Annotated in this window: 16 protein-coding genes; 6 read left to right on the plus strand and 10 right to left on the minus strand. The window is 62.3% G+C overall.

Annotated features, from left to right (window positions below):
* Positions 1 to 4: 4 nt before the first annotated feature.
* Genes LDZ28_RS28880 through LDZ28_RS28900 form a run of 5 tightly spaced genes read right to left on the minus strand, consistent with a single transcriptional unit; the run spans position 5 to position 4,599 of the window.
* Positions 5 to 880 carry a carbon-nitrogen hydrolase family protein gene (locus LDZ28_RS28880; protein ID WP_244831178.1) on the minus strand — a complete coding sequence of 292 codons (876 nt, stop codon included), beginning with the start codon at positions 878 to 880 and terminating at the stop codon, positions 5 to 7.
* Entirely contained in the window at positions 877 to 1,707 is an 831-nt protein-coding gene (locus tag LDZ28_RS28885; protein ID WP_244831179.1) for an ABC transporter ATP-binding protein, read from the minus strand. Before LDZ28_RS28885 ends, LDZ28_RS28880 begins: the two co-directional genes overlap by 4 nt.
* A 1-nt stretch (position 1,708) precedes the next feature.
* On the minus strand, positions 1,709 to 2,620 hold the full coding sequence (locus tag LDZ28_RS28890; protein ID WP_244831180.1) for an ABC transporter permease: 912 nt from the start codon (positions 2,618 to 2,620) through the stop codon (positions 1,709 to 1,711).
* Positions 2,617 to 3,678: an ABC transporter substrate-binding protein gene (locus LDZ28_RS28895; RefSeq protein WP_244831181.1), complete on the minus strand. Its 1,062-nt coding sequence runs from the start codon at positions 3,676 to 3,678 to the stop codon at positions 2,617 to 2,619. Before LDZ28_RS28895 ends, LDZ28_RS28890 begins: the two co-directional genes overlap by 4 nt.
* 33 nt (positions 3,679 to 3,711) lie before the next feature.
* The gene (locus tag LDZ28_RS28900; RefSeq protein ID WP_244831182.1) at positions 3,712 to 4,599 is read right to left on the minus strand and encodes an ABC transporter substrate-binding protein; all 888 of its coding nucleotides are present in this window, start codon (positions 4,597 to 4,599) and stop codon (positions 3,712 to 3,714) included.
* Between the two features lie 382 nt (positions 4,600 to 4,981).
* On the opposite strand from LDZ28_RS28900, the gene LDZ28_RS28905 reads away from it, so the two are divergent.
* The 3 genes from LDZ28_RS28905 to LDZ28_RS28915 all read left to right on the plus strand — a co-directional run bounded on the left by LDZ28_RS28905 (position 4,982) and on the right by LDZ28_RS28915 (position 7,184).
* Positions 4,982 to 5,713, plus strand: a complete 732-nt coding sequence (locus LDZ28_RS28905) for a GntR family transcriptional regulator (RefSeq protein WP_244831183.1) — start codon at positions 4,982 to 4,984, stop codon at positions 5,711 to 5,713.
* A 180-nt stretch (positions 5,714 to 5,893) separates the two neighbouring features.
* Entirely contained in the window at positions 5,894 to 6,706 is an 813-nt protein-coding gene (locus LDZ28_RS28910) for a transglutaminase family protein (protein ID WP_244831184.1), read from the plus strand.
* 85 nt (positions 6,707 to 6,791) lie between these two features.
* Complete coding sequence (locus LDZ28_RS28915) at positions 6,792 to 7,184, plus strand: response regulator (protein ID WP_244831185.1); 393 nt, start codon at positions 6,792 to 6,794, stop codon at positions 7,182 to 7,184.
* Positions 7,185 to 7,198: 14 nt separating this feature from the next.
* Here the strand turns inward: LDZ28_RS28915 and LDZ28_RS28920 are convergent, their stop codons facing one another.
* Positions 7,199 to 8,326: a sensor histidine kinase KdpD gene (locus LDZ28_RS28920; protein ID WP_244831186.1), complete on the minus strand. Its 1,128-nt coding sequence runs from the start codon at positions 8,324 to 8,326 to the stop codon at positions 7,199 to 7,201.
* 570 nt (positions 8,327 to 8,896) lie between these two features.
* Between LDZ28_RS28920 and LDZ28_RS28925 the strand changes: the two genes are divergently transcribed.
* Positions 8,897 to 10,120 carry a GAF domain-containing sensor histidine kinase gene (locus LDZ28_RS28925; protein WP_244831187.1) on the plus strand — a complete coding sequence of 408 codons (1,224 nt, stop codon included), beginning with the start codon at positions 8,897 to 8,899 and terminating at the stop codon, positions 10,118 to 10,120.
* 5 nt (positions 10,121 to 10,125) lie between these two features.
* Here the strand turns inward: LDZ28_RS28925 and LDZ28_RS28930 are convergent, their stop codons facing one another.
* The 3 genes from LDZ28_RS28930 to LDZ28_RS28940 are packed head-to-tail and all read right to left on the minus strand — an operon-like array spanning position 10,126 to position 14,336.
* Positions 10,126 to 11,628: an efflux transporter outer membrane subunit gene (locus LDZ28_RS28930; protein ID WP_244831188.1), complete on the minus strand. Its 1,503-nt coding sequence runs from the start codon at positions 11,626 to 11,628 to the stop codon at positions 10,126 to 10,128.
* Positions 11,629 to 11,647: 19 nt separating this feature from the next.
* The gene (locus LDZ28_RS28935) at positions 11,648 to 13,216 is read right to left on the minus strand and encodes an MDR family MFS transporter (protein ID WP_244831189.1); all 1,569 of its coding nucleotides are present in this window, start codon (positions 13,214 to 13,216) and stop codon (positions 11,648 to 11,650) included.
* Entirely contained in the window at positions 13,209 to 14,336 is a 1,128-nt protein-coding gene (locus LDZ28_RS28940; protein ID WP_244831190.1) for an HlyD family secretion protein, read from the minus strand. The genes LDZ28_RS28935 and LDZ28_RS28940 overlap by 8 nt, the downstream gene beginning before the upstream one ends.
* Positions 14,337 to 14,477: 141 nt before the next feature.
* On the opposite strand from LDZ28_RS28940, the gene LDZ28_RS28945 reads away from it, so the two are divergent.
* On the plus strand, positions 14,478 to 15,146 hold the full coding sequence (locus tag LDZ28_RS28945) for a TetR/AcrR family transcriptional regulator (protein ID WP_244831191.1): 669 nt from the start codon (positions 14,478 to 14,480) through the stop codon (positions 15,144 to 15,146).
* A 388-nt stretch (positions 15,147 to 15,534) separates the two neighbouring features.
* Positions 15,535 to 18,738: an EAL domain-containing protein gene (locus LDZ28_RS28950; protein ID WP_244831192.1), complete on the plus strand. Its 3,204-nt coding sequence runs from the start codon at positions 15,535 to 15,537 to the stop codon at positions 18,736 to 18,738.
* A gap of 193 nt (positions 18,739 to 18,931) precedes the next feature.
* Here the strand turns inward: LDZ28_RS28950 and LDZ28_RS28955 are convergent, their stop codons facing one another.
* A complete protein-coding gene (locus tag LDZ28_RS28955; protein ID WP_244831193.1) occupies positions 18,932 to 19,720 on the minus strand; it encodes an SDR family NAD(P)-dependent oxidoreductase in 789 nt (262 codons plus the stop codon).
* Positions 19,721 to 19,776 lie beyond the last annotated feature (56 nt).

Genomic DNA, 19,776 nt, shown 5'->3' on the forward strand with positions numbered 1-19,776 from the left:
AAAATCAGAACGACGGCGTGCCGTATAGATCGGTCCGCCGATGCGCGTAATAATTGAGCCGACGCCGCGTGCGCGCGATATCCGCGTGCACGAGCGTCGCGCTCACGATGCCTGCGCCGAGCGCGCCGGACCGTCGCGCGAGCACCGCTCCATCGGCCGCGATCACACACGATTCGCCGAAGTTGTCGATACGCGCGTCATCGAGAAACTCGTCGCCGGCCTTGTTCGCGCACAGCACGGCGAGGCCGTTTTCGCGGGCATGCGTGCGCATTTCACCGACGAAGAAGTCCATGTCGTCGCCGCCGCTGCCCGCCACCGGCACGATCACGAGGTCCGCGCCTTGTGCCCGCAGCGCGCGCCAGCACTCGGGAAAACGCCGGTCGTAGCAAACCAGCACGCCCACGCGCCAGACACCGACGTTCACCACATGCAGACCCGAGCCGGGCGTGAAATGCGCGGGCTCGTCATAGCCGGGCGGGGGATCGTCGCCGACGGGCAAGTGCAGCTTGCGGGCAACCGGGCCTGCATTTGCACGCAACGTTAAGCCTTTGGCATCGAAGCCAAGCACAGCGTTGTGATAGCAACCGCTCGCGGGATCGTGCTCGTAGAACGGCACGATGAGCGCGGCATCGCATTCCTTTGCGAGCGCGGCCCACTTATCTGCGAAAGCGCCTTGCGCGGGATTCGCCCATTCGCGATAACGTCCCGCAGGCGAGCTCGCGAAATACGGCACCGTCGCGAGTTCCGGCAGCGCGATGAGACGCGCGCCTTCGTTTGCGGCGCGGCGCACCGCATCGAAAGCGATGGCCGCGTTGTGCGCGAGATCGGTGGTGCAGGGCGGCGATTGAATCGCGGCTACGCGAAGCACGTCGTCGGTCACTTGATGCGCTCCTGCTCCGCGAACGCGCGGTCAACTTCGTCGCGTAACAGGTCGGTCAATCGATCGGCGAGCGCGTGAAAGGCTGGGCTGCGTGAATCGCGTGGACGCGGCATGTCGACGGGAATGATCGTCTTGATCCGCCCGGGCCGCGCCGTGAACACGACGATACGATCCGCGAGCGCAATGGCTTCGTCGATATGATGGGTGACGAAGACCATCGATACGCCCGCTTGCCGCCACACCTGAATCAGAAAGTCCTGCATGCGGGCGCGCGTTTGCACATCGAGTGCGGCGAAGGGTTCATCGAGCAGCAGGATTTCCGGCTTGAGCGCAAGCGCGCGCGCCACGGCCGCGCGCTGCCGCATGCCGCCCGACAACTGATCCGGCCGCTTGTCGATGGCTTCGGAAAGTCCCACGCGTTCTAGAATCTCCTGCGCGACCTGGCGGCGGCGATCCTTCGGCACATGCTGCATCTTCAAGCCGAACGTGACGTTCTCGCCAACCGTGAGCCATGGATAAAGCGACGCCTCCTGAAACACGAGCCCGCGATCCGTGCCCGGCGCATGCACTTCCGCGCCGCCGCACACAATGCGGCCTTCGGTCGCCTGTTCGAGTCCCGCCATGAGAAAGAGCAACGTGCTCTTGCCGCATCCGCTCGGACCCAGAAAGACGACGAACTCGCCGCGCGCTACTTCGAGGTCGATGTCGCGTAAAGCCACGAACGGTTCGCCGTCCGTCTCCCACGTCTTGCCGACGCCCGTGCAGGTCACGAGCGGCGGCTGGCCGCGGCGCTTCGGTGCAACGTCGGCAAAGGCTTGTTCGGTCATGTCATTTCCTCAGGCCGCTTTCCGGCACCCAAAACAGCACTTTGCGCTGCACGATGCGCAACAGGTAATCGAACGCGAAACCGAGCACGCCGATCAGCGTCATCGTGAAGAACGAAAGGCTCGCGTTGAAGGTATTGCGCGAGAGCATCACCACTTGTCCGAGCCCGCTGCCCACGCCGGTCGCCTCCGCAATCAGCACGACCATCCACGCGCCGAACAGGTTCATGCGCAGCACCATGAAAAGCGACGGCAAAATCGCGGGCAGGATCACATGGCGAAACGTCTGCGCGCGCGTGGCGCCCATTACGGCGGCCACGTTCAGCTGCGTGCGGCTCACGCTGTCTATTTGTCCGATGGTCGATACCGTCATCACGAAGAAGAGCGAGATGAAGACCATGAACACCGCTGGCCCATTGCCGATGCCGAACAGAAAGATCGCGACAGGCAGCCACGCAATGGGCGAGATCGGCGCAAGCAGCGTAATGGTGGGCAGCGTGAGATTGCCGAAGAGACGAAAGTAACGGATGGCCACACCCATCGCCACCGCGCAAACGAAGCCGAGCGTGAGACCGGCGAGCACGCGCAAGGTAGTCGCGACGATGGTCATCGCCAGCGCGCCGAAGGCCGTGCCGCTCGACTGCTCGCCGATCACATCGCTCGACAAAAAGTACTGCGCCTGCGAGCCGAAGTTGCGCAAAAAGATATGCGGCGGCGGCAGCAAGAGTGGATCGGCCCAGTGCAGCGCCCAGGCCGCTTCCCACACGGCGATGAAGCACGCAAGCGAAGCGATGCCCCACAGAAGCGGCACGATGCGCGCAAGGAGCGGCGCGCGCCGCGCCCGCGCGCGTCCATCGGCGGTCTTGTCGCCCGCGCGCTTCAGGCGGGAAGTGGCGTATCCCATGAGGCTGCTCATGCGGTCTTTCGCTGCAATTGCGCGTACAGGTCGCCGTTTTCCTTGATGACTTCGGTGAGCGGCCCCCAGTCGAACATGTCCTTGCCTGGCAGCTTCTTGATGTAGCGAAGCTCCTTCAGATTTTCCGCGCGGCCGAGGATGAACGCTTCGTTGCCACGCTGATCGATCATCGGCGGCTGCTTGGTGGCGGCGTCGAGCGTGGCGTCGTAGCTCGTCTTGAAGTATTTGCCGACGGTGTCCTTCACGGCGGTCGCGCGATCCTGTTCTTCCTGATGCTGCGCGACCATCATGGCCTTGATGAGCGACTTCACGGCATCGCGATTCTCGTGCAGCAACTTCTCGCGCACCGCGAGCACGCAGTCGGAATAGTTCGCGCCGTACACATCGACGCCATTGGAAAGCATGACCGAACCCGCGCGCGACTTCAGCGCCTGCGTGGCATACGGCTCGATATGGCACATCGCATCGATATTGCCCGCGATGAACGCCTGCGCCAGTTCCGGCGACGTGCCGAAGTAGCGCACCTTGACGTCCTTGAAGCTCATGCCCGCTTTCTTCAGATAGTCGTAGGGCAGCATTTCGAGCGTATCGGCCTGGAACGTGCCGATGGTCTTGCCGCGCAACTGCTCCGCCGACGTGATGCCCGGCTGCGCGACGATCACGCAGCCCTGCACGCCCGATCCCGCGACGACCTTGATGGGCGCGCCCGCATCGTAGAGCGTCATGAAGTTGGTGTACGGCACGACGCTCACATCCACCACGCCCGCGCCGAAGAGCGCCGCGATGTCGGCGTTGGTCGGCGTGGTCACGAAATCGAGCGTCACGCCTTGCGCCAGATTGCGCTCCTTCACGAGAAAGAACGGGCAATTACAGAGGCCCGTGCCGTGCGTCGCCTTGAGCGTGAGACCGCCGGCCGCGCTGGCGTTGGTGAGCCATGCGCCGCCGAGCATCGCGCCGCCCGCCATGCAGGCACTGCGCGCAAGAAAGTCGCGCCGCTCGTGGCTGATTGCGCTAAGACGCAGCGATGCCGCGTTTTTATCGATGAATTTCCTGAACATCGTGATATCCCCGTCAAATTGAACAAAGGCGTTTCATTGGAAAATCGGTCCGGACTTGAGCAAGCCGTCGAGCAGATCGAGGGCGAAGATGTCGCTTAGGCGCGGCGTGATACGCATGCGTCCAAGCGCTTCGAGTGCCGATGCCCGCGCGAGCACGCTGGCGCGTAACGGCCGAATGTCGACGTCGGATGGCTGACGCGCCATGCCCGCGAGCAACTCGTCATGCGAAAACTCGGGCCATCGATGCGCACTCGCGCGCAACGCGGCGTGCGGATCGCGCTCGATGAGCGCTTGCGCTTCGAGCATGCCGGCGAGCACTTCGCGCACGATGTCCGGCTGTGCCACGAGAAAACTTTCACGCGCGACGAGCAGTGTGTCGGGATAGTCGCCGCCCCATGCTTCTATGCCGTCGCAGAGCACATCGAAGCCTTGCGCCACGAAGCGCGAGATATACGGTTCCACCAGCGTCAACGCGGCAATGCGGCCGGCGAGCAGATCGCCGGCGGCGGCGGTCAGCGAGCCGAAGTGCACACATTCGACCTCGCTCATGCCGACGCCGTAAATGCGCAAGGCGTCGTAGAGCAGGGCCTCCATGGGGTCGTCGGCGAAGGTGCCCACGCGCTGGCCGCGCAGTGCCTCGACGGTCAAACCGCCTTGCCCGACCAGCGCCATGCCGAGCTTGCCGCTGCCGCCGACGATGCGCAGCGGATCGGGCAACGCGTGATCGACTAACGCTTGCGTAAAGCCCGTGGTGCCCAGTTGCGCCGCACCGGTACGCAACAGCGCGGCCGTCGATTTGAATTCGGCCAGCTCTGGTGCTTCGGCATGAAGTCCGCGCGCTTCGAGTAAGCCCGTGTCGATGGCGACGAAGAGCGGCAGATTGGAAAGCGCACCTCCGTGCGCCAGCAACAACTTTCGCATCGTGTTCCCAGTGGTCGGGTTCGTTCCGTGAGACGTCGTGCAGCGCTTAGAGGCATCGCCCGAGAGCTTTAGCGAAGACCGTGCCACTTTTGCATACGTAAGTTGACGTTATCCGCGACGGCCTTTGTTTACTAGCGATGCGGATTATTGACTACAAAATCAGCTGAGTTTGTATACGAGACTTGCTGCGCTTTACTAGGACCATTTCGCACCATCGACGTGTAACGCTGCACCTTCGCGATGCTTTTCGGCACCAACAATGCTGCTTTTTGCTTGGCTTGTTCGGCGCTTCACAGTGCTGATACATACAATCCCGATTTGAATCGTATGCAATCTAAGCGGATAATCGCGCCAGGAATACCGCAGGACTCAGGAAGACCTCATGCCCACAGACAAGAAACGAAGCGCATCGAATGAACTCGACGTCAAAGGGTCATTCGACGGCGTTCAACGCAACCCCATCTACGAACGGTTGATGAACGCCATCGCCGAACATCGCCTGCATCCGGGGACGAAGCTCGCGGAAGACCGGCTCGCCGCCATCTTCGGCGTGAGCCGCACGGTGGTGCGCGCGGTGCTGCAACAGCTTTCGCATGAACTGGTGGTGACTATCGTGCCGAACCGGGGCGCGTTTATCGCGAGCCCGACGGTGGAAGAAGCGCGCGAACTTTTCGAGGCGCGGCGGCAGATAGAACTGCCCGTAATCGAGAAGGTTTGCCGGTCCGCGACGAAGAAGGACATTGCGTCATTGAGGGCGCATGTCGCGCGCGAGGAAGATGCACGCAAGCGCAATGACCGGCGCACCGCTGTGCGGCTCTCGGGGGAGTTCCATGTGTTGCTGGCGCAGCTTGGCGGCAACCGCTTCATCGAGCGCACCATGCGCGGCCTGCAGATGCTCACGTGTCTGACCATCCTGCTCTACAACGCGCCGACCTCGGAGGCGTGTCCGCACGACGAGCACGCGCGCCTGATCGATGCGCTCGAAGCCGGCAACGTCAAGCTGGCGCAAAAGCTCATGGTCGAGCATCTCGCGCACATCGAAGCCACTCTGCGGCTGCATACGGCGGAAGAAGAGGAGGACGATCTCGAAGCTATCCTGCTGCGTGGCGCGTAGCGTGCGATGTGTGCGATGCGTGCCGGGCGCGCGCTTTTGAACCGCGCGATACCGCACGCTCCACATTAATTTTCCGGCTTTAATGACTTCAGGGCGGCGCAGTATAGTGTGGCTGCAAGCGCCTCGCTTGCGGCGTCCGTCGAGACGCCCCACACGAATCATCACAGCAAAGGACGTCCGATGAGACTCCGCGTTGGCTACGATCTTGCCTATGAGTGTCCGCAGCCGACACCCATGATGCTGATGCTCAACACGCATTACTCGCATGCCAACGATGTGATCGTGGCGGACGTGCTTGCCACCAATCCGCCAGTGCCGATTACTCAGTATCGCGATGGTTTCGGTAATTTATGCAGCCGGATCGTGGCGCCGCCGGGGCGTTTCGAACTGTCGACTTCCGCATTGCTCAATGTATCGGGCGAGTTCGAAAAGCGTCCCATCGATGGCCGGCAACACGCGGTGGAAGAACTGCCCGACGAGTGCCTCGTCTTTCTCCTCGGCAGCCGGTACTGCGAAACCGATCTGCTATCGGAAGCCGCCTGGCAACTCTTCGGCAATTCCGCGCCGGGCGCGGCCCGCGTGCAGGCAATCTGCGACTTCGCGCATCATCACATCACGTTCGGCTATCACCATGCGCGCCCGACCAAGACGGCCTGGGAGGCTTACCAGGAGCGCGTGGGCGTGTGCCGCGACTTTGCGCATCTCGCGGTGACGCTGTGCCGCGCGCTGAATATTCCGGCACGTTACTGCACCGGCTATATCAGCGATGTCGGCCTGCCGCCGCCTTATGCGCCGATGGATTTCGCGGCGTGGTTCGAGGCCTATGTCGGCGGCACGTGGCAGGTCTTCGACCCGCGCAATAACGCGCCGCGCGTTGGCCGCGTGCTGATGGCGTACGGCCGCGATGCCGCCGATGTCGCGCTCAGCAACACGTTCGGGCAGACCACGCTCGTCAATTTTCATGTGGTTTGCGAGCCCGAGCAGGGCTATTAGAGGCGCGCCGCACGAATAGTCTGCATGGTCGGGAATGCTCAATGCTCGAATAGACGTATTAGCCATTAAAAAAGCGAGCACCATCATGCGCAAGCACCTGCCCCGTCTCCTTGTTGCGGACGACGATGCCGCCATTCGTGCGGCCTGCGCTTCAGCACTAACGCTCGAAGGCTACGATGTCCATACGGCCCAAAACGGTTGCGCCGCGCTGGCCGAGATTCGCCGCTGGCGCCCCGAGATTGCCCTGATCGATGTCGAAATGCCGCTCATGGACGGGCGCGAGGTTGCGCGTCAGTTGCGCCAGGCCGACGAGCACAAACTGACGCTTCTGATCGCCGTGACCGCGTTGTCTTCGATGGCGGAACGCGCGGCGTCGATACGCGCCGGTTTCAATTACCACTTCACGAAGCCGCTCAGGTTGAGCGCGCTACTCGAAACGCTGGCGCTTCACGCCAGTTCGCTAAAAAGCGCCCGCTGATTCGAGCGCCGTCGTCAAACCGAATGGCGCGCCAGGTTGATGGTGAAGATGCACCCGACGCCCGGTAGGTTCGCCACGCTCAGCACGCCGCCATATGTCTCGACGATCTTTTTGGATATCGACAAGCCCAGGCCCAAGCCGCTCTTGTCGGCGGACTGCTGCGTGAAAGGTTCGAACATGGTGAGCGTGGAGTCGGGCGGAAGTCCGCCGCAATGGTCTTTTACGTCCACTAGGATGCGGTCGGCCACGGCATAAGCGTTGAGCGACACGTCGCTTTGCGGGCGCGTGAACTTGAACGCGTTTTGCAGCAGATTGCCGAGTGCCGAATAAAGCGCATCGCGGTCGGCGCTGACGGCAAGCGTGCTGTCCACGGGAGACACCGTGAATTTCACGCCTCGCACTTGCGCTGCCAGTTCAGCCGCGTGCGCTACCTCGGTAATGAAGTCGGCCAACGAAAACGTCGCCGCCGACGTCCCGCCGTCCGCCAATTCCTTGACGTCCGCAATGGAGCCGTCGATTAGCGTGCGCAGCGAAGCCAGGCCGCGCTGAAGTACCGTTCCGGTGGCGCCCGTTAGGCTCAGATTTCCGGTTTTTGCGGCTTCGAAGGCCATTGTCGCGATGGACAGCGCGTTTCTCAGTTCGTGCGCTAGTTCGCCCGCCCGTTCCTGAGACACCCGCTGTTCTTCTTGGCTTGCGCTCTGCGCGCGTTGATAACTGAATTCGGTAACGGCCTTCGCAATCGCGTTGTCAAGACAGCGATTCAACGTTCGATATTCGTCGATCTGGAAGGGCACGTCGCGCTCGTGCGCCAGATCGGTGATGGCCTGACAAAGATCGCCGTAATCGTGCACGACCTGAGCGATCGTATAACCGAGCAAATGCAGCGCGTGACCATGCTGCCCCGCCGTTGCGCCCATCTCCGATTCCGTCATGATGCCGCCGGCCGCACCCGATACCGCGCGACTCGCGAGCGGATCGCTGCCTTGCTCGATGCGCAGCGTCTTGATCAATTGGTCGAGAAACATCGGCACGCCGTTTTTGAGCTGCGCATCGGAGGCTGCGCGCGTCGGGCGGCTCGCGACCTTGGCTCGACACCGCTCCACCAGCTCTGAGCGATTATTGGAGAGGAAGTTGTGCATCATGGCCTATGTCCTTGGCGCCACGCGCGTGACCGGCCGGCCATGTGGAGGAAGCAGCTATGCCAGTGAGAGTGAGAGTCAAAAGGCGCGATTGCTCGAACAAGACCGAGCGATCCGAGCCGAACCAAAGAGCGCCTTGCGCGCTCGCGCTGCAATGCTACGCAGCCGGTTCCCGAGAAAAACACATTTGATTCCGCGCGTCCAATGTTGCAAATCCGTGAGTGGATTCGCCGTGCGCTTTGCGAGGTCGATAATCGCAGCCGGCATTTCGTCGGCCCCAGATCGTTTTAGTTCTATGCATGAAGATTCATTATCATGCAACTCGCACGCCAGCCGCGCACCACGTCCCTCGCATCCTTTAAATAAGCGGGAATCACCTGTTATCCAGCACACAGCGTATTTATTCACGGCTTGCACGTTCAAACCCGCTGAATAACGTTTAACGCGCGATGCGCAAACCTTTGCGGTGCATGGCAGCGCAGATCGATCGGCTATTTGCCGCACGGTTATCCGTAAAACTTTGGTACCGCATGAGCGTGCTCTGTCACAATGTCGCGGATGAGGAGGGAAGCCGTGAATAGACCACTTTTACCGGCGGATTCGCGAGAGGCATTGGCGCGCGACATGGGCGCCGTGGCTGGAATCGGCGCGGTGCCGTCGATACTCAAGATGATCTGCGACGAAACCGGAATGGGTTTCGCGGCCGTCGCGCGCGTCACCGACTCGACCTGGACAGCCTGCGCCGTTCAGGACAACATCAATTTCGGACTGGTGCCGGGCGGACAACTCGAACTGCGCACCACGCTCTGCTCGGAATCGCGGGCCTCGCGTGCGCCGATCATCGTCGATCGGTTCAGCAGCGACACCACGTATCGCGATCATCACACGCCCGCCATTTACGGTCTCGAAAGCTATATTTCCGTGCCTATCGTTTTGCCGGACGGCGAGTATTTCGGCAACCTCTGCGCAGTCGATCCGCGTCCGGCGAAGGTATCCGAGCCGCGCGTCGTGCGCATGTTCGAGGTGTTCGCAAATCTCATCGGCATGCAGCTCGCCAGCGAAAAGCGGCAATGGTCCACTGAAGCGCAACTGTTCGACGAGCGCGAGACGGCGCATCTTCGGGAGCAGTTCATCGCGGTATTGGGTCACGATTTGCGCAATCCGTTGAGCGCCGTGAGCGCGAATGGCGAATTGTTGAGCCGGCGCAAGAGCGAGCCGGATCTCGTCGGTATCGGCAATCGGCTCAAGGCGACGGCGGCGCGCATGGCGCGGCTGATCGACGACGTGCTCGATCTCGCGCGCGGCCGTCTCGGCTCGGGCATGTCGGTTAGCATCGTCGCGGTGGATGACATTGCGCCTTACCTGCGCGCGGTCGTCGACGAGCTTTGCGTGGCGAACCCGTCGCGCGCGGTGAATCGCGCCATACAGGTTGATTCCGCGGTCAGTTGCGATCTCGTCCGCATTCAGCAGTTGCTTTCCAACCTGCTCGGCAACGCGATGACTCACGGCGGCGCCGATACGCCCGTCACGGTGGAGATTGCGGTAGAGCGCGATCACCTCACGCTGTCGGTGACCAATGGCGGCGAGCCTATCGCGCCGGAGACGCTCTCAAAAGTGTTCGAGCCTTATTGGCGTCCCGCGACGAGCGCGCCGGGCGGCGGGCTCGGACTCGGGCTTTATATCTGCAAGCAGATCGTCTCGGCGCACGACGGAACGCTCGGAGTGGAATCGAGCGCTGAGATCGGCACGAGATTCACCGCGCGCATTCCGGTTCGCGCACGAGACGCCGGCTTCTAAACGGCTCAATGCGCCGCCGCAAGCTGGTTCGCGTCATCTCCCTGTTGCCAGCCGAGGCCAAGACTCTTTTGTAGCGACACGAAGTCTTTGAGCAATTCGCCCTGCGCCGCAACCACGTCCTGCTGCGCGGCGAACTGCGTGCGCTGCGCATCGAGCAGATCGATCAAGGTCGACACGCCGGCCTTGTAGCGCTGACGCACGAGGATGGCGGCGCGCTCCGACGACGCATTGACCTCTTCGAGCCGCACTAGATGCTCGCGCTGATAGCCGTAGCGCGCGAGCGCCGAATTGGCGTCCTTGAGCGCGGCCAGCACGGTCTTTTCATAACGCGCCTCGGCTTCTTCGCGCGAGGCCTTCGCGGTATCCACGCTCGCCGCCGTGCGGCCGAAGTCCAGCACGTTCCATTGCAGATACGGCACGCCGAGCCACGAGAAATTCTGCTTGCGCAGTAAATGTCCCGGGTCCGACGCCGTGAAGCCGATATCGCCGAGCAACGTCACCTTCGGAAAATAGTCCGCGACATGCTCGCCGATTTGCGCATTGCTCGATGCGAGGCGCCGTTCCGCCGCGCGGATGTCCGGACGCTGTTGCAGCATCGCCGATGGCTCGCCAATAGCCACCGAAGCTGGCAGGTCGGGCAAGGGCGCGGCCTCACCGAGTTGCGCGTCCAGCGCGCCGGGCGCGCGGCCCGTGAGCACGGCGAGTTGATCCAGCGAATCGGTGATCTGCACCTGCAACGGCACGAGCGTCGCGCGCGTGGTATCCACTTGCGTCGTGAGGCGCTCGACATCCACGTCGGCCGCCGTGCCGCGCGCGCGGCGCTGCTCGGTGAGCGTGAGCATTTGCTGCTGATATTCGGCGGTGCTGCGGCCGAGCGCGAGACGTCGTTGCTGGTCGCGCAAGCCGACGTAGGTGGACGCGACTTCCGCCGCGAGCGACACCTGCGTGTCGGCGAGATCCGCTTTGACGGCGTCGGCTTCGTCGGATGCCGCTTCGACCGCGCGACGCGTGCCGCCGAAGAGATCGAGTTCCCACGAGGCATCGAAGCCGGCGGTGTAGAAGTCGAGCGGACCACGCCCGCTGGATGTCGCCGTGCCCTGATCCGAATCTCCCGCATTGGATGCCGCGAAGCTGCCGAGATCGGGCGAGCGCATACGCAACGCCGCCGCCGATGCCGACGCCTTCGGCATGCCGTTGGCCTCTTGCCCGCGCAATTGCGAGCGCGCTTGCCGCAGTTTCGCCTGCGCGATTTTCACATCGGGATTGCTGGAAAGCGCTGCATCGACAAGATCGTTCAGTTTCGGGTCGTTCAGCGCGAGCCACCACTTGGCGGGTGCATGCGAGACGTCGACGCCCTGCTGCGGCGTACGCACGAACGTCCCGCTTTTGAGCGATTCCGCCGCGATATCCGGCGCGCCACGGTAATCCGGGCCCACCGTGCACGCGGAGCAAATGAGCGCAAGCAAGAACGGCACGGCGCGCCGGCGACGGAAGGAGTTGAGAGACATCGTTGAATCAGTCATGACATTAGTGGCCGGCGGATGGCGTTTCGCCAGCCTGATGACGCGGCGTTTTGAGCAGAAGGGCGAGCGGTACGCAGGCCAGCAACGCGATCGCGAGGATGAAGAAGGTTTCGGAGTAGGTCATGACGATGGCTTGCTGGCCGATCTGCACGGACAATTGCCCGAGCGCCTGCATCTTGGCGTGCGCCATGTCGCCGCCTTGCGCGAAAAATCCCGCCGCGTTGGCCGCGAGCCGGTCCTGGCCGAGCACCGAATTGGCCGTGAGCGTCTCGCGGATGGCCTCGCCGTGAAAGTCGTTGCGCCGGTCGATGACCGTCCCGATGATCGCGAGCCCGACCGATCCGCCGAGGTTGCGCGCCATGTTGTAGAGGCCCGCGGCATCGCCGGATTCCTCGCGCGAGACCGCGGCCATGGAGGCTTGATTGAGCGGCATCATTGCGAGCATCTGGCCGAAGCCGCGCAAAATTTGCGAGGCGTAGAAGTCGTGTCCGACGCTTTGCGCCGTCAGCGATATGTCGAGCAGACAGCTCGCCGCGAAGAACAGCAAGCCGGTGATGACGAGCACGCGGAAATCGAACTTGCCGAGCAGACGCGGCAACACGGGCATGATGAGAAACGCCGGCACGCCTGACACCAGCATGATCGAGCCGGACTGCAACGCGTTGTATCCCGCGACGATGCTCAGGAACTGCGGCAGCAGAAACGACACGCAGTAAAGCCCCGCGCCGACCGCGAAGACAATGAGAATCACGCTTGCATAGCGCGGATTGCGCAACAGAGACAGCCGCACGATAGGCCGCTTCGCGAAGACTTGCGACAGCGCGATCAGCAAAAAGCCGAATGCGGTGACGCACGTGAGCAAGACGATCTCAGTCGACTCGAACCACTGATTGCGCTGACCTTCTTCGAGCACGACGGTAAGCGAACTCAGCCCGATGGCGAGTCCCGCGATGCCGAGCCAGTCCGCCTTGAAAAAGGCGTCCCACTGCGGCTTTTCCTGCGGCAGACCGGTGATCAGCAACGCTATCAGCGCGACGCCCACGGGGATGTTGAGAAAGAAGCACCACGACCATGAAATGTTCTCCGCGAGCCAGCCGCCGAGCACGGGACCGAGCAGCGGCCCGAGCAGCACGATCAGCCCGAAGATGGTCATGCCCACGGGCATCTGCTCGCGCGGCAGCCGCGTGCGAATGATGGTCTGCGCCGTGGGGATCATCGCGCCGCCGGTGAAGCCTTGGCCGATGCGGCCGGCGATCATCATGGGCAACGAGTGCGAGAAGCCGCACATCACCGAGAACAAGGTGAAGAGCGTTGCGTTGCTCAGGAGGAAGTTGCGCAGGCCGAAGACTCGCGTGAGCCACGCGGCGAGCGGAATCATCACGATTTCGGACATCAGATAGCCCGTCGAGATCCACGTGCCTTCGGTGCCCGTCGCGCCGATTTCGCCCTGAATTTGCGGCAACGCCGAGTTGGTGATGGAGATGTCGAGCGTGGCCATCAGCGCGCCGAGCGCGCCTGCCGTGACGGCGATCCAGTCGCCGGCGCTCGCGCGCGCGGCACGGGCCTCAGTCATGACTGTTCTCTTCGGCGATATGGCGGCTGTCGTCGGTGGCGGAGCGCGTGTCGACATCGACGGTGACGGACAGACCCGGCAACAGCACCTTGCGCGTTTGCGGACCCGTATCCACGCGAATACGCACCGGCACGCGCTGCACGATCTTCGTGAAGTTGCCGGTGGCATTTTCCGGCGGCAAGAGCGCGAACTGCGCGCCAGTGCCCGGCGAGAAACTCTCGACCACGCCATGCAGATCGGCGCCCTTGATGGCGTCGACATGCAGCGTGGCCGGCTGGCCTACGCGCATGCGGCCCACTTGAGTTTCCTTGAAGTTCGCTTCGAGATAGAGCGCTTCGACCGGGACGATGGTCATGAGCCGCGTGCCCGGCTGCACATACTGACCGACGCGCACGCTGCGGTCGCCTACGCGTCCCGCGAGCGGGCTATAAAGCGTGGTGTCGTGCACATCGAGGCTGGACTGATCCAGTTGCGCCTGCGCGGCTTCCATCTGTGCCTTCGCCTGCACGATTTGCGCTTCGGTCGCGCCGATCTGCGTGCTGGCCGAACGCGCCGCCGCAAGATTCGCGGCGAGCGTGGCGCGCGCCTGATCGCGCGTGCTGACGAGATTGGCAAGACGTTCGGCGGTTTCCGCGCCGCTCGCGGCAAGTGGCTCGTAGCGGCGCACGTCGGCTTCGGCTTGCCGCAAACTCACGCGCGATACCTCCGCTTGCGCCTTCGCCTGTTCTGCGTTGGCCTGCTGCTGTTTGACTTCGGCCTCGGCACGGAGGATGTCGGCGGCGCGGGCGTCGAGCGTAGCCTTGGCCTGATCGAGTTGCGCCTGATACTGCCGCGTGTCCAACCGCGCGACCGGCGCGCCGGCGGCGACAGTCTGATTGTCCGCGACGAGCACTTCGGTGACGTAGCCGCTCACCTTCGGCGCGACGGTCACGCTGTCGGCCTTGAGATAGGCGTCGTCCGTGGTTTCGATGAAGCGGCCGACCGTCCACCAGCGCACGCCCCATGCGATGCCGACCACCACCGCGACGATACCGACGACGATAAGCACGCCCTTGCGCGAAGGCTTGCGCGTGGTGGTGTCGTTGATCTTGCCGCTATCGGCGGGCGCTTCTGCTGCCATGTTTCTCTCCAACGTTTAACGCGACCGCGAGATAATTACGCGTGTAAGGCACGCAATCGGGGCCGCTGATACTAGACGATATCGTCTAGTATGACGCAAACTAGACGGACGCGTCCAGTTTCATCATGGAGAGGATTGACAATGAAGAAGCCATCGTCGCCACGGGAAGAAGCCACGACAGCGAGCGATCGCGGCAGCAGCGCGCGTGCGCCATTGCAGGCGCGTGGCCGCGCGCGCATCGAGACGGTGCTCGATGCGGCGGCTGAACTGATCGTCGAAAAGGGGCTGACGGGCGTGACCATGCACGGCGTCGCGCGGCAGGCACGCACGCCGATCGGCTCGATGTATCACTTCTTTCCGGACCGCGACAGTCTCTTGAACGCGCTGTGGGACCGCCATATGGCGGCGACCGACGAGATCGAAGCCGAGCTAGTCGGACTCGATACGGACTACTGGCGCGGTATTTCTGCGGAAGCGGTGATCGACCGCTTCATGACGCCGTATATCACTTACCTTGAGCAGCATCCCGACTGCCTGATTCTCATGTCGATCATGCCGCACGACGACGATCACAAAAACAAGCGCAAGGCGGGCACGTTGCGCAAGGTCCTCGACGCGCGCATTCCTGGCGTGAAAGCGTCCGAGCGCGCGTTGTATGTGGACATGCTGCATGCGCTCGCGACGGGCGCGCTTGCCATCAAGCTGCGTCCCGCCATGGGCGATGTGCAGCTTGCCGGCCGTTATCTGCGTGAAGTGAGGCGCGCTTTGTCGGCGTATCTCGCGGCGGTGGAGGCGTCGATTGCGGGGTGAGGTCGTTCGTTATTCGTCGATGTTGTCTTCGCGGGAGTAGAAGGGGCGCGACGAAGAGCAGAAAGAAACGTCGGAAGCCTTGCGATGGAGGAGGGCGTCGTCGAGTGTGGCCGAGGCGGCCGATGGGATGGCGTACACGAGTTGGATTGAGGATCGTGAACCGACACTAAGCACCTCGAAACGCAAATTTCCGCGCATCTTTAGCGCATTTTAAGCACCTCAATCGCCCACTCCAGCACCCGAACAGTGAACTTCGATCAATAACTAAAGTTCAATAACCTCCGGCCGTTAGCGCGTGATATCGGTCCGGCTCACATCGAGTGCCGGCGCGCCAACCATTGCACGAGGTTCACTTGATCCCGCTGAGTCGCGCGAAGCGAAGCGCTCCATGAAGCGCAATCCTTTCTTCCGGCTGCTCGCGCGCCTGCGGGTCGGGCACAAGCTGCTGCTCATCTATCTGCTCGACCTGAGCGCGGTGATCTACATCAGCGGCATCCTGATCCACGAAAAGTATCTCGCCATCGATTTCTCGAACAAGGAGATCGTCGGCAACGCCTATGTGCATGTGGTGAAAGACGCGCTCGTCGAAGTCGCATTCGCGGGCGCGGGGCAACGTCTGCCATCGGGTGCATGGCGCAAGTCCATCGACGATCTCGCGAACGCGGAAGCGCAATACGGCGAGCACATGAAGAGCGCCGAGCTCAACGGGACCTTGCGCGAAGCGCTCGACGCGCTCTCTCACGAAACGCCGCCCAAGCCCGCGACGACCAGCGCCGCGCTCGACGCCTGCCGCGAACTCATCACACGCATCGGCAATCAATCGAACCTGATTCTCGATCCCGACCTCGACAGCTACTACGCGATGTCGCAATCGATTCTGCGCTATCCGGCGCTGATCGATGCAGTCGATGGCATCGGCAAACATCTGCACGAAGGGCTCGATCCGGTACGCTCGCGCGAGGAAGTACGCACGCGCTATCTCGTGCTCGAAGGACAACTCGATGGCGTCATGCAAGGTCTGCGCTCCGACTTCGCTGAAGCAGGCGCCGCGAATCACGAACTCGATGCAGCGCTCACGCCTTCGTTTGCACGCATGCGTACCTCGGTCGAAGCGTTTCGTCACGCAGCGCGCATCGTCGTGGATGGCAACGCCGCGCCCGATCCCGCTGTCGTATCCATCGTCGATACCGCGCAGCAAGCGCTCGTCGCAAGCGCAAGCACGAGCTGGCGCGTGACAGGCACGCAACTCGACGAGCTGCTGCATGTGCGTGTACATATGCTGTTCTCACGCATGTGGCTGCATCTGGGCACCGCGCTCTTTCTCTTATGCGGCATTCTGGCGATGGTGTATTGCGTCGCGCAGCAGATCTCGTCGCCCTTGCGCAAGCTCGCGCGCGTGATGGATATCGTGCGGCGAACGGGCGATCATTCGCAACGTGCAAGCTGGCATAGTCAGGACGAAATCGGTCAACTGGTGCGTGGCTTCAACGAGATGCTTGCGCAACTCGACCACGAACGCGACGTGCAGAAGGAACTCGCGGCCACGACGCGCGCATCCGCCGCGCAATACGCACTCGTCGAAGCCACGCCCGTGCCGATGGTCGTCACCGCCGTTCCCGGCCACGAAGTGCTGCACGCGAATACGCCCGGCCTCTTCTGGCTCAACGGTTGCGCAACAGACCCGTGGGCCTTCGGTCTCGATTCATCGACGCGTGCACGCTTTTTCCAGCAACTGTCCGACCGCGAGGCTATCGACGAATTCGAGGTTCACTGGAAAGCCACGGCGCAACCCACGTGGGCGATGCTCTCCGCGCGCCGCCTCAATTTCCAGGGCCGCGACGCCATTCTCACGGCCTTTACGCCGATCAACCAGATCAAGCTGATGGAGCAACGTCTTGAGCTTTGGGGCAGGGTGTTCGAGGCATCGTCGGAGGCGATCGTCATTCTCGATGCCGACGCGCGGCTCGTCACCGCGAATCCCTCGTTCTATCGTGCAACCGGATATCGCAGCGATGACGTGGTCGGCAAGCCGCCCGCGTTTATCGCGGCACACGACGCAAGCGATGAGCGCGGCATCATCGCGCGGCTTGCGAATCGAATCGAACGCAGCGGTACGTGGAACGGCGAAGCGCAGGTGCGACGCAGGCAAGGCGGCGATTATCCAGCGTGGCTCATGGTCAGCACCGTGCGCGACAAGCATAGCAGCGTGTCGCACTATATCTGCACGTTGATCGACATCACGGACCGCAAGAAGAGCGAGGCGCGTATCCAGTTTCTGGCGGAGCATGATGTGCTCACGGAACTGCCGAATCGCGCGTTGTTCGGCACGCGTCTCGAAGTGGCGATCGCGCAAGCGCAACGCACGCGGCAACGCGTAGCGGTGCTGTTCATCGATCTCGACCGCTTCAAGAATATCAACGATTCGCTGGGTCATCATATCGGCGATGGTCTGCTGCGTTCGGTGTCGCGGCGTCTCCTCAAGGCTGTGCGCAGCAACGATACGGTCAGCCGTCTTGGCGGCGACGAGTTCACCGTCATTCTCAACGGCGTGACCAATGCAGCCGATGTGCTGCGTACCGTCGAAGAGCGTTTCTTCGCGCTCTTGCGTGAGCCGCATGAAGTGAGCGGCGTGACGTTGCAGGTATCGTGCAGCGTGGGCGTCGCGCTTTATCCGGAAGATGGCGCGGACATCGACACGCTCATGCAAAACGCCGACTCCGCGATGTATCAGGCCAAAGCGGCGGGGCGCAATCTCGTGAAGTTCTTCTCGGCCGACATGGCAGAGCACGTGCGTTATCGGCTCTCGCTCGAAGCATGTCTGCGTACCGCGATAGAACGCAACGAATTGCGCATTGCGTGGCAGCCTTGTCTCGATGCGCGCACCGGCATGCTGACGAGCGTCGAAGGCTTGTTACGTTGGGATAGTCCGACGCTTGGCTCCGTCATGCCTTCGCAGTTCATTCCCGTGGCCGAAGAGACGCGGCTCATCATTCCGATGGGCGCGTGGGTCATCGACGAAGCATGTCGTCAGATTGCAACGTGGCGTGAGCGCGATGGTCTGGAAATAAGCGCTTCCGTGAACGTATCGGCGATTCAATTGCGCGATCCCGAACTCGTGGGCGTGCTCGCGCGCAGTCTCACGAAGTATCGCGTGTTGCCGCAGTTCCTCGAACTCGAGATCACCGAAACGGTGCTCATGGATAACGCCGAGAGCTACGTCGCGGCTATCCGCGCGATTCGTGCGCTCGGCGTGAAGCTCTCGCTTGATGACTTTGGCACCGGTTATTCGAGCCTCAGTTACCTCAATCGCTTTCCGCTGGACCGTCTCAAGATAGATCGAGCGTTCGTGCACGACATGCTCGATGCGCCAGCCGATCTCGCTATCGTGAAGGCGATCATCGATCTCGGGCACGAACTCGGCTTGCGTGTGGTTGCGGAAGGCGTGGAGAGCGAACATCAGGCGGATACGCTGCGCGGCATCGGTTGCGATGAACTGCAAGGCTTTCTCTTCTCGCAAGCATTGCCAGCGAACGAGTTGCTTGCATGGGCCAGCGCGCTGGACGCAACGCCTGTACTTTCGATGGAGCCCTGAAAGCGCGTCCGGGCGACTTGTCGTCGAGTTGGTAGACGGTTGCCATGATGATCGACCATCGGAAGCCGGCGTATTGCCGACCTCTCTGTCAGGCGGTGAGGAAGCTCCGCGAAAACTTCATCGCAACGTGATCCGCTATACACCTCCACCGCTTGATACAGCGATTCCATAAAGCCGCGAACGTGCCATTCATCTACCGAACTCCAAGCCCCGCGAGCAACGCGCCATCGATCTTGTGATCCGAGCCGCTGATGAAAAGCGCGCGATCCGACACGAGGAACGCGACCAGTTCGGCCACTTCTTCGGGTTCGCCGATCCGCCCGAGCGGATGCGCTGCGCCGAATCGCGCGAAGGCTTCCTCGACGTTCGCGTCCGGTCCGTCGAAGGCTCGCGCGGCGAGTTCGAGAATCGGCGTGCGTACCGATGCGGGGCTCACCGACGTGACGCGAATCTTGTCGGGTGCGAAGTCGATTGCCATCGCTCGCGTCATTGCATGGATCGCGCCTTTAGATGCCACGTAGGCCGCGACGCCTGCCTGACAACTAAAGCCCTGGACGCTCGATATATTGACGATTGCGCCACCGCCGCGCTTGCGCAATTCGGGCACGCCGAAGTGTGCGGTCAGATGAATCGAGCCTACGTTCACGTTCATGCAGCGTGCAAACGTCTCGTGCGATGTCTCGACGAGATCGCCATAAGGATGAATGGCCGCCGAATTGACGATGATATCGAGCCCGCCAAATAGTTCGACCGTCTCGCGCATCGCCGCTTCGACTTGCGCCGGGTCCGACACATCCGCCTTGAGCACGGTCACTTTCAGCCCCGCATCCTCGGCGCGTCGACGCAAGGCGGCGTTCAACGTTTCATCGATGCCTAACGCCGCGACGTGCGCGCCTCCCGCAGCCATTCGCAAGACGACAGACGCACCTATTCCCGATGTTCCCGTGACGAGGGCGATTTTGTTGTCGAGATCATGGCTCATTGCGTGGACTCCGTCGTCGTTATCAAGGTCGCGCGGATCGCGCACCAAAGATCTTA

Origin of the sequence: Caballeronia sp. TF1N1 (assembly GCF_022878925.1) — a bacterium.
Lineage (GTDB): Bacteria > Pseudomonadota > Gammaproteobacteria > Burkholderiales > Burkholderiaceae > Caballeronia.